At 74.4% G+C, this 10,344-nt stretch carries 8 protein-coding genes; 2 read left to right on the top strand and 6 right to left on the bottom strand.

What is annotated here, in order from left to right:
• Positions 1–44 precede the first annotated feature (44 nt).
• The 6 genes from ABTY61_RS13580 to ABTY61_RS13555 form a co-directional block, all read right to left on the bottom strand.
• Positions 45–1,469, bottom strand: coding sequence for a glycosyltransferase family 87 protein (locus ABTY61_RS13580; RefSeq protein ID WP_350505128.1), 1,425 nt, complete (start codon positions 1,467–1,469; stop codon positions 45–47).
• 143 nt (positions 1,470–1,612) lie between these two features.
• A complete protein-coding gene (locus ABTY61_RS13575; protein ID WP_502895298.1) occupies positions 1,613–3,193 on the bottom strand; it encodes an amino acid permease in 1,581 nt (526 codons plus the stop codon).
• Positions 3,194–3,349: 156 nt separating this feature from the next.
• On the bottom strand, positions 3,350–4,858 hold the full coding sequence (locus tag ABTY61_RS13570; RefSeq protein WP_350505126.1) for a penicillin-binding transpeptidase domain-containing protein: 1,509 nt from the start codon (positions 4,856–4,858) through the stop codon (positions 3,350–3,352).
• Positions 4,858–6,219, bottom strand: coding sequence for an FtsW/RodA/SpoVE family cell cycle protein (locus tag ABTY61_RS13565; protein WP_350505125.1), 1,362 nt, complete (start codon positions 6,217–6,219; stop codon positions 4,858–4,860). The genes ABTY61_RS13570 and ABTY61_RS13565 overlap by 1 nt, the downstream gene beginning before the upstream one ends.
• Before the next feature lie 165 nt (positions 6,220–6,384).
• Positions 6,385–7,068 carry an ABC transporter gene (locus ABTY61_RS13560; protein WP_350505124.1) on the bottom strand — a complete coding sequence of 228 codons (684 nt, stop codon included), beginning with the start codon at positions 7,066–7,068 and terminating at the stop codon, positions 6,385–6,387.
• Complete coding sequence (locus tag ABTY61_RS13555) at positions 7,065–7,913, bottom strand: ABC transporter ATP-binding protein (protein WP_350505123.1); 849 nt, start codon at positions 7,911–7,913, stop codon at positions 7,065–7,067. Before ABTY61_RS13555 ends, ABTY61_RS13560 begins: the two co-directional genes overlap by 4 nt.
• Positions 7,914–8,085: 172 nt before the next feature.
• Here ABTY61_RS13555 and ABTY61_RS13550 point away from each other — a divergent pair, with 172 nt between their 5' ends.
• Together ABTY61_RS13550 and ABTY61_RS13545 are read left to right on the top strand one after the other, a co-directional pair.
• The gene (locus ABTY61_RS13550) at positions 8,086–9,408 is read left to right on the top strand and encodes a VWA domain-containing protein (protein ID WP_350505122.1); all 1,323 of its coding nucleotides are present in this window, start codon (positions 8,086–8,088) and stop codon (positions 9,406–9,408) included.
• 2 nt (positions 9,409–9,410) lie between these two features.
• Positions 9,411–10,280: a peptidase gene (locus ABTY61_RS13545; protein WP_350505121.1), complete on the top strand. Its 870-nt coding sequence runs from the start codon at positions 9,411–9,413 to the stop codon at positions 10,278–10,280.
• Positions 10,281–10,344: the final 64 nt, after the last annotated feature.

The raw sequence follows: 10,344 nt of genomic DNA, 5'->3' as shown, positions 1-10,344 counted from the left end.
GCCCGCCACGTCGTCGTGGCGGGCTCCCGTGCGTCCGGGCCCGGTCAGCCCCGCGGCAGGGCGGGCTCCGGCGCGCCCGGGGCGGGCCAGGGCGTCGCCGGGCGCCGGCTGCTCCAGCTCCTGGCCGCCAGCCGGGGCCAGATCACCAGCACGGCGGGCAGCGCCAGGTACCCGAAGCGCCCGGCCGGGGCGAGCATGAAGGCGATCGCGAGCCCGGCCGCCAGCAGGTCGGCGGCGGCGATCGCGGAGACCGGCGGCCGGGCCACCAGCCAGATCGCCACCCCGATCAGGGCGAGGGTCATCAGCGCCAGCGAGACGGTGTGCCCGGTCGGCCCGAAGCCGGCCAGCACCTTGCCCGGCAGCGGGCTGCCCGCGGGGGTGCGGATCGCGGTCATCCCGAGCGGGAAGCGCACCACCTGGTCGCGCAGCGCCTCCGGCTGGGTCAGTACGGACGGCAGCAGCACCGCCGCGCTCACCCCGACCCCGATCAGCGCGGTGCGGGCGGCGGGCCGGCGCCCGTACAGCCGCCACAGCAGCAGGACGGCCACCGGCAGGGCCGGCCAGGCGGTCCACTTGAGGCTGCAGGCGAGGGCGAGCACCAGCCCGGCGGCGACGGTGCGGTCCCGCTCGGCGAGCGCCATGGCCAGACAGCAGACCCCGATCAGCGGCAGGTCGACGCCGCCGACCACCAGGGCGAGCGCTATCAGCGGCGAGGCGGTGAGCACGGCCAGCGGCAGCAGCGGCGCCCGCTGGCCGACGGTGCCGGGGCGGTCGGGCCGGAGCAGGCGCCAGGCGGCCAGCAGGCAGACGACGAAGGTGAGGGCGAACCAGATCCGGGCGTCCCCCGCGACCCGGGCGAAGGCCGTGGAGCTGCCGAGCAGCTGGCGCGGCAGCCCGAACAGGGACATCGCCGGCAGGTAGGGGTTGTAGTCGGTGACCACCACGGGGTGCGGGAGGTAGACGTCGCCGGTGGTGAGCATCAGGTGGGCCGAGCGTTCGACCACCATCACCTCGGACTGGTGGCGGCCGGTCACCGCGAGCAGCCCGAGCGGCGCCAGCACGGCCCCGAGCAGGGCGACCACGGCGGCGGCCTCGGCCGCGAAGCGGCGCGGCAGGGTGAGGCAGAGGAGACCGGCCACGACGTAGGCGGGGGCGGCGACGAGGCCCCACAGCCGCTGGTTGGCCAGGTCGGAGACGAGCGGGAAGGCCGCAGCCCAGCCGGCCGCGATCAGGCAGCCGAGCAGCTGCACCCAGCGCAGCGAGGCGATCCGGGCGGGATTCCACCGATCGGGCGTGGGTGGAAAGGTGCTCTCACCACGCTGACGGGGGAACGGCCGGGCCGAGGAGCCGGCCGAGGACCGTCCGGATCTGGCCGGCAGGTCGGCTCCGATGGACTGGGCCGGCGTTCTGGCGCGGCCGGTGACGCGGCCGCGCGGGCGGGAGAAGCCGGGCGTGCGGGTGCTCACCATGGTGGAAGGTTATGGCGGCGAACCGGGCCCTGTCGCCACTGCCTCGGCTGCCGATCGGGACGCTACGCGCGTAGGGCCGCCGGGTGTCGTACCACGCGGCGGCCCTTCACGATTGGATAACGGCCCGGCGGCCGACGCCCCGGTCAGCCGGCCTCGGTGCCGGCCGGGACGCTCTGGCGCTCGGCGCGCTCCAGCCGGGAGTGCTTGATGCTGTACCCGAAGTAGACGGCCACCGCCACGACCAGGGCGATCGCGCCGGCCCGGAAGGTGTCGGCGTGCAGGCCGGTGATCAGGTAGACGCAGAAGCCGACGCTGACCAGCGGGACGACCGGGTAGCCGGGGACCTTGAAGCCGCGCGGCAGGTCGGGCTGGGTGCGGCGCAGGACGATCACACCGATCGAGACCACCGAGAAGGCGATCAGGGTGCCGAGGCTGGTGATGTCGGCCAGCACCTCCAGCGGGACGAACGCGGCCAGCGCGCCCACGCCGATTCCGACCACCAGGGTGTTCCAGACCGGGGTGCCGGTGCGCGGGGAGAGCTCGGCGAAGCGCTTGGGCAGCATGCCGTCGCGGCCCATCGAGTACAGGATGCGGGTCTGGCCGTAGATCACCACGAGGGTGACGCTGAAGATCGAGATGATCGCGCCGACCGCGAAGATCATCGCGGGCCAGCTCTGGCCGGTGATGTCCTGCATGATCTGGGCGAGTCCGGCCTCCTGGTCCTTGAAGCCGGTCCACGGCTGGGCGCCGATGCCGGCCAGCGCGACCAGGACGTACAGCAGGGTCACCACGACCAGCGAGACGATGATCGCCATCGGCATGGTGCGGCGCGGGTTCTTGACCTCCTCGCCGGCGGTGGACACGGCGTCCAGGCCGATGAAGGAGAAGAAGATGCTGGAGGCGGCCATCTGCACGCCGCCGATGCCGAGCGGCATGAACGGGGTCAGGTTGCCGGAGTGGAAGCCGGTCAGGGCGACGCCGACGAACAGCAGCAGGATGAGGATCTTGATCCCGACCATGGCCGCGTTGACCTTCACCGACTCGCTGACGCCGCGGATCAGCAGGAAGCAGATCATCGCGACCAGCAGCAGCGCCGGCAGGTTGAACCAGTGGGTGCTGTCGGGCGCGCCGGACAGCTGCTGGGGGATCTTGAACCCGAAGGCCAGGTCGAGGAACTTGTTCAGGTACTCGGCCCAGCTGACCGCGATCGCGGAGGCGGAGACGCCGTACTCCAGCAGCAGGCAGATGCCGACGCCGAAGGCGACGCCTTCGCCGAGGGTGGCGTAGGCGTAGGAGTACGAGGAGCCGGAGACCGGGATCGCGGAGGCCATCTCGGCGTAGCAGAGCGCGGTGAGCCCGGCGGTGACCGCGGCGATCACGAAGGACAGGATCACGGCCGGCCCGGCCTGCGGCACCGCACTGCCCAGGACGAAGAAGATGCCGGTGCCGATGGTGGCGCCGATGCCGATCGCGGACAGCTGCCAGAGGCCGATCGAGCGGCGCAGGTGGATGCCGGAGCGGCCGCCCTCTCCGGGTGCGCCGGCCGGAAGGTCGCGGCCCTCGCTCTCCGCGATCAGGGTCGAGACGGGCTTGCGGCGCAGCAGACGCGCACCGAGGGTGTTGCTGGCCAAAACTGCGGTCCTTCTGGGCGGGGGAGGGTGTCCTGGTGGCCGGTCACCCTGCGTGCACGGGGGGGTGCCTTCGGGGACCAACCGAACAAACATGGGACAGTACCCGGCAAAGACACCAGTGTCGCAAACAAACAATACCGATCAGCGCATTGTACGAATCGGCGCATCAGAGCTCACAAACCGGACACTTCGCACGCGGCGGTTCTTCCGGGCATCGGATAGAACACCAGGTCAGCGACCCTGCCCGGGTCAGCCGCCGAGCACCGCCCGCATCACCGCACGGGCGATCGGAGCGGCCAGCGCGCCACCGGTGACGTCCGTGGCGTCACTGTCCGCGACCACCACGGCCACCGCGACCGGTGGCACCGCGTCCGAGCCGGCCGGATTGGCCCAGGAGATGAACCAGGCGTACGGCGTCCCGCTGTTGTCCACCCCGTGCTGGGCCGTCCCGGTCTTGCCGCCGACCACCGCCCCGGGGATCCGGGCGTTGCCGCCGGTGCCGTTCTCCACCACGTCCGTCATCAGCTTGCGCACCTGCCCGGCCACCGCCGGGGTCAGCGCCCGCCGGTACACGGCCGGCTTCATCACCTCGACCTCGGTACCGTCGCCCCTGGTCAGCCGGTCCACCAGCTGCGGCCGCATCACCGTCCCGTCGTTGGCCACCCCCGCCGCGACCATCGCCATCACCAGCGGGGTGGCCGCGGTGTCGAACTGCCCGATCGAGGCGAGCGCCAGCTGGGACGGGTCCATCGAGGTAGCCACGTTGGACCGGGCCGGGCGCACCGGCAGGTCCAGCCTCGGGTCGTTGAAGCCGAAGCCCTCGGCCGTCGCCACCAGCTTCGACAGTCCGGTCCGCTCCCCGAGGTAGCCCAGCACGCTGTTGCAGCCGGCGGTCATCGCCGCGTCCAGCGAGAGCCCCGGCCGGTCGCAGGCCGCGCTGTCGTCGACCAGCGGCGTGGTCGTCCCCGGCAGCACGTACGGGAAGGGCGCCCCGGTCGGCGCGTCCGGGTCGGTGACCGCCCCGGACGCCAGCGCCGCGGCGGCGGTGACCACCTTGAAGGTCGAGCCCGGCGGGTAGGTCTGGCGCAGCGCCCGGTTGAGCATCGGCTGGTCGGCGTCGGCCTGCAGCCGGTTCCAGGCCTTCTGGTCGGCGGCGGCCGAGCCGGCGAAGCCGCCCGGGTCGTAGGAGGGGGCGCTGGCCAGCGCCAGGATCCGCCCGGTGGCCGGTTCGATCGCGGCGACCGCGCCCTTCCGGCCGCCCAGCCCGCGCATCGCGGCCTGCTGGGCCGCCGGGGAGATCGTGGTGTACACGTCCCCGCCGGGGTTGCGCCGGCGGGTGATCGCGTCCCGGAGCGACCAGCCGGTCAGCCGCCCGTCGGTACCGGTCAGCAGGTCGTCCTCGGTGCCCTCCAGCTGGCTGTTGCCGTACGCCTGGGAGGCGAAGCCGGTGACCGCGGCGTAGGTCGGGCCGTCGGTGTAGCTGCGCTTGTAGGCATACCGGCCGCCGGTGGGGCGGGAGCCGGTCACCGGACGGCCGCCGACCATGAGGTCCCCGCGCGGCTGGGCGTACCGCTCGACGGTGAGCCGCTGGTTGGCGCTGTTGCGGTCGAGGTCCCGGGCCTCGAAGACCTGCACCCGGGTGGCCTGCACGCACAGTGCCCCGACCAGCAGCAGGCAGAAGGTGGCCGCCCGGCGCCCGGTCACCGAGATCCCGGGCAGCCCCTGCGGGCCGTTGCCCCGCGGCCGGAGCGCCACCATCACGGCACCTCCGGCCCGGGCACGGTCACCGGTGCGAGCACGGGCACCGGCCGCCGGGCGTCGTCGCTCATCCGCACCAGCAGCGCCACGATGATCCAGTTGGTGACGACGGAGGAACCGCCCTGGGCGATGAACGGCATCGTCATCCCGGTCAGCGGAATCAGCGCCAGCACCCCGCCCGCCACCACGAACACCTGGAGGCCGACGATCGCGGCCAGCCCGATCGCCAGCAGCCGGCCGAACGGGTCGCGCAGCGCGATGCCGGTCCGGAAGCCGCGCGAGACCAGCACCGCGTACAGCAGCAGCACCGCGACCAGCCCGGTCAGGCCGAGCTCCTCGCCGACGGTCGCGAGGATGAAGTCCGACTTGGCGGCGAAGCCGATCAGCACCGAGTGCCCGTTGCCCAGCCCGGTGCCCAGCTCGCCGCCCCAGGCGAAGGCGAACAGCGACTGGGCGATCTGGTTGGCGCCCCGGCCCGCCGTGATCGAGCCCAGCGGGTCCAGCCAGTCCACCACCCGGCTGTGCACGTGCGGCGAGAGCCAGCCCACCGCCACCGCGCCGACCGCCGCCAGGCCCAGGCCGATCGCGATCCAGCCGGTGCGGGCGGTGGCCACGTAGAGCATCACCACGAACAGGCCGAAGTACAGCAGGGCCGTCCCGAGGTCGGTCTCCAGCACCAGCACCCCGACGAACGCCGCCCAGATCAGCAGCACCGGCCCGAGCACCCGCCCGCGCGGCAGCTGCCAGCGCCAGACCCGGCGGCCGGTGAGCGCCAGCGCGTCCCGGTGCACCGCCAGGTAGGCGGCGAAGAACACCGCCAGCAGGATCTTGGCGAACTCCCCCGGCTGGAAGGAGAGCGGCCCGACCACGATCCAGATCCGGGAGCCGTACACCGGCGGGAAGAAGATCGGCACCACCAGCAGGACCAGCGCCAGCAGCACCCCGACGTAGGCGTAGCGGCGCAACCGCCGGTGGTCGCCCACCAGCAGCAGCACCGCGGTGAACAGCCCCACCCCCAGGGCCGACCAGAGCAGCTGGGTGGGGGCGGCCTCGCGGCCCGTGGTGGCCCGGTCCAGGCGGTAGATCACCACCAGTCCGATCCCGTTGAGCAGCACCGCGATCGGCAGCAGCAGCGGGTCCGCGTACCGGGCCCGCCACCGGACCACGCCGTGCGCCGCCAGGGCGAGCACGCCGAGCGCGGCCCCGTACTGGGCGGCGTCGGCCGGCGCCGCGCCGTCGAGGTCCACGCCGACCTCGACGTAGCCGAACACGGCGGTCAGGACGGCCGCCAGTACCAGCACCAGCTCGGTGGTGCGCCGGGTCGGCACCGGCCGGTCCGGCCGGGCGGCGGATCTCGTCACGGCGGAGGGTGTCGCCACGGACCGTCCTGGGGGAGGCGGGAGTCGAAGGGGCTGACCGGGTCCGGACGCCCGTGCCCCGGTTCGTCACCCTAACGAGCGCTATCCGTATGTATCGGCTCTTCGCTGCGGTGTGTCCGCTGATGTCGTGATCGCGACCGTCGCGCGTCACCGCGGCCGCCGCCCGGCCAGCGCCGCCGCCCCAACCCCGACCGCGGCCAACAGGACGACGGCCCAGGGCAGTTCGCCCCAGTTCACGGCGACCTCCCCGGTCCGGTCCGCCAGCACCAGCCCGCGCACCGCCGCGTTGGCCGGCGAGCCCGGCACCACCAGCACCGCCGCGGCCAGGCCCAGCGCCGCCAGGATCCCGTACGGCGAGCGGACCAGCACCGGACGGTTGGCCAGCACCCCGGCCAGCGTCCCCAGCAGCACCGAGACCACCGCGGCGAGCACCCCCGCCTGCAGCGCCTCCCCGGCCCCCGGTTGCCGCGGCGCCCCCGGAGCGGCCACCGGCCCGTGGGTCCACCACACCAACGCCACCTCGCCCGCCGCCAGCAGCCCGGACACCGCCAGCGCCGCCAGCAGCGCGCCCAGGTGCACCCGCGCCGGGCCCGCCACCGCGACCAGGCAGGCCCGCGAGGCCGGCGGCTCGGCCTGCAGCGCGCCGCGCACGTACCAGGCGCTCACCGGCACCAGCGCCCCCGCGCCGAAACCCAGCCCGCCCAGCAGCGGGTCGCCCGGCGCCACCCCGATCACCAGCAGCAGCGCGAACGTCAGGAACGGCGGCAGCCAGGCGTGCGAGCGCACCAGCAGCTCCAGGTGGTACCGGGTCAGCGCCCCGACCTGCCTCACCGCTCCTCCTCCCGTCGACGCACCGCCAGCACCCGCAGCGCCGGGCGGCTCAGCAGCAGGCCGCGCAGCAGGGCGTCCGAGTGCCCGGCCGGCACCGTCAGCCGCACCGCCGTCCCGCCCAGCGCGGCCACCGCCGGCGCGCCGGGCAGCCGCTCCGGCAGCGGGGCGCCGTCCGGAAGGTCCACCTCGACCTCCACCACCGGCCCGCCCCCGTCGACCGCCGGCGTCTCCCCGGCCTCCGGCCGCAGCCCGCCGTCCGCACCGACCCGGTAGGCGGCGCTGGTCCGCCCGGCCAGCCGGGCCGGGTCGTGGTCCACGAACAGCACCGTGCCGCCCGCCGCCGCCCGCTCGGCGGCCGCGTCGTCCAGCACCGCCCGGGCCCCCGGGTCCAGCCCGGTCCAGGCCTCGTCCAGCAGCAGCAGCGGGGCCTCGGCGATCAGCGCCTGCACCACCGCCACCTTCTGACAGGCGCCCTTGGACAACCGGCTCAACGGGGTGCCCGCCCGGTCCGCGACGCCGAACCGCTCCAGCCACTCCCCGGACCGCCGCCGGGCCGCCTCGGCCGACAGCCCGTGCACCCGGCCCACCCGCAGCAGGTACGAGGCGGCGTCGAACGGCAGTGCCGGCGGGAAGCGCTCCGGCACGTACGCCGCCGCCCCGGGCCGCACCACCCGGCCGGTGCTCGGCCGCTCGATCCCGGCCACCAGCCGCAGCAGGGTCGACTTGCCGCTCCCGTTGGCCCCGGCGATCCGCACCAACTCCCCCGGCCCGACGGCCAGTCCGACGTCCCGCAGGATCCACCGGCCGCCCCGCCCGTACCGCTTGCCGACCGCGGTCAGCTCCATCCGCCCCCGCCTCCCTCCGATCCCCCGAAGGCTATCCGGCGCGGGTAAGGCCACCGTGAGGACCGCGCTCCGGCAATCCCCCTGCCCCGCAACGGAGTTCACCCGAGGCGGGCGGGTACACCGTCCGGTCCCGTTTGGCCTTGACGAACTGATGATCCCTAGGATCGGCCGGGTGAATACCGGACGACGACCGAAGACCAGGCTCGGCAGCCTGCTGGCCGCCCTGGCGATAACGGGCGCCTCGCTGCTCCTCGGCCTGCCCGCCCACGCCGACGAACCATCAGCCGGCGCCTCCCCCGTACCGAAGGAGGCCCCCAAGGTCGACCTGATCCTGGACGTCAGCGGCTCCATGAACACCGCCGACATCCAGGGCAAGAGCCGCATCTCGGTGGCCCAGAACTCGCTGAACGAGGTGATCGACGCCCTGCCCGCGGAAGCCGAGTTCGGCATCCGCACCCTCGGCGCCACCTACCCCGGCAACGACAAGACGGTCGGCTGCCAGGACACCAAGCAGCTCTTCCCGGTCGGAAAGACCAACAAGGTCGAGGCCAAGACCGCGGTCGCCACCCTGCGCCCCACCGGCTGGACCCCGATCGGCCTGGCCCTGCGCGGCGCGGCCCAGGACCTCGGCAAGGGCGACGCCACCCGCCGGATCGTCCTGATCACCGACGGCGAGGACGACTGCGCCCCGCCGGACCCGTGCGACGTGGCCCGCGAACTCGCCGCCCAGGGCATCCACCTGGTGGTCGACACCCTCGGCCTGGCCCACGACGACAAGACCCGCCAGCAGCTGCTCTGCATCGCCAACGCGACCGGCGGCACCTACACCGACGTCCGCACCGGCCAGCAGCTCACCGACAAGGTGAAGCAGCTGATCGACCGCAACGACGACACCTACACCGTCAACCCGGTCAAGACCGCCGGCACCGACAAGTGCGAGAGCGCCCCGGTGCTCACCCCCGGCGTCTACAGCGACCGGGAGAAGTTCTCCGAGCACCGCGTCTACAAGGTCCCGGTCAAGTCCGGCCAGGAGCTGCGCGCCTCGGTCAGCGTGGGGCTCGACCGCGCCGTGGCCCGGGACTACGGCGTCCTGCTCCAGGCCACCAGCGCCACCGGCCAGGAGCTGGTCCGCGGCACCGACGCGGGCAGCGCCCGCACCGACCTCATCTCCACCGGCCTGCGCTGGTCCACCGACGACTCCAAGGGCTACGTCACCGCAAGCCCGACCGCCACGGCCAAGGACAAGCCGGACACCACCGTCTGCCTGGTGGTCAGCAACTCGCTGGCCCCGCAGGCCGGCGTCCACGTCGACCCCGGCATGCCGCTGGAACTGACCGTGGACCTCGCCGCAGCCTCGCCCGCCCCCGAGGGCGCCGCCATGGGCCTCGGCCGCGGCTGGATCCTGCTGCTCACCCTCACCCTGGCCGGCCTGGCCTTCGGCCTGGTCTCGGGCTGGATCGCACGCTGGCGGATCGCCGTCTGGCGGGAGAACTGACCATGCGCACCACGATCCGCGGCGCCCTCGCCGCCCTCGCCCTGCTGCCCGCGCTCGCGCTGGGCGCCCCGGCCGCCTCCGCCGCCGCGCCGTCCCCGACGGCGACCGCGAGCGGCACCCCGGCCCCGGCCACCAAGGCCGGCACCTCCTTCCTGACCGCGGTCAACCTCTCCCCCGGCCAGGACGCCGACGTGGCCGTCTCCACCGGTGACTACCTGTACTGGGCCTTCGGCGCCTCCGAGGGCCAGACCCCGACGGTCGGCCTGACCGTCAACCTCGCCCCGGCCGCCGACCGGCACGGCCCGCAGACCTGGACCGTCGAGGTCTTCGACGGGCTGCGCCGCCGCCAGGCCTGCACGGCCGGCACCCAGAACGCCACCGGCGACCAGAACACCGCCTCGCTGACCCTGAACTGCACCCTGCGCGAGGTCCGCACCTGGGCCGAGCCGTGGTCCGGCGACCCGCTGCCCGGCACCTACTACGTCCGGCTCTCGGTCACCGACGCCCCGCAGTCCGACCTGGGCCTGGCCGCCACGACCCAGCTGCACGTCACCGCCAAGGGCAACGCCGACAACGCCCAGCCCGAGGGCGGCGAGCTCAAGGCCCCGCTGGTCCCGCCGGTCGGCGGCGGCGCGACCACGGCCAAGGCCGCGGCCCCGGTCGCGGCCCAGGAGCACTGGTACACCGGCTGGTTCTCCGGCTGGAACAGCCGCTGGTACTGGACCATCGGCGGCGGTTTCCTGGCGGCCCTGGCCGGCGTCCTCGGCTACCACCTGACCCGCCACCCGCGCGGTCACCGCCCCGGCCACCACGGCCCCGTCCCGCCCCAGGGCTCGCACCACCAGCACGGCTCCTACGCCGAGCGCCCCTGACGTCCACCCGCACGACAGGCCCGAGGGCCGGCCGGACACCTTCCGGCCGGCCCTCCGGCGTGTC

The organism is Kitasatospora sp. NPDC096128 (assembly GCF_040303105.1).
Classification (GTDB): domain Bacteria; phylum Actinomycetota; class Actinomycetes; order Streptomycetales; family Streptomycetaceae; genus Kitasatospora.
This window is presented reverse-complemented; position numbering and strand designations above follow the sequence as displayed.

Excerpts from the sequence above, each read along its gene's own strand:
- ABTY61_RS13545 (WP_350505121.1), top strand. The coding sequence starts at position 9,411 with ATGCGCACCACGATCCGCGGCGCCCTCGCCGCCCTCGCCCTGCTGCCC.
- ABTY61_RS13555 (WP_350505123.1), bottom strand. The coding sequence starts at position 7,913 with ATGGAGCTGACCGCGGTCGGCAAGCGGTACGGGCGGGGCGGCCGGTGG.
- ABTY61_RS13580 (WP_350505128.1), bottom strand. The coding sequence starts at position 1,469 with ATGGTGAGCACCCGCACGCCCGGCTTCTCCCGCCCGCGCGGCCGCGTC.
- ABTY61_RS13575 (WP_502895298.1), bottom strand. The coding sequence starts at position 3,193 with ATGTTTGTTCGGTTGGTCCCCGAAGGCACCCCCCCGTGCACGCAGGGT.
- ABTY61_RS13570 (WP_350505126.1), bottom strand. The coding sequence starts at position 4,858 with ATGGTGGCGCTCCGGCCGCGGGGCAACGGCCCGCAGGGGCTGCCCGGG.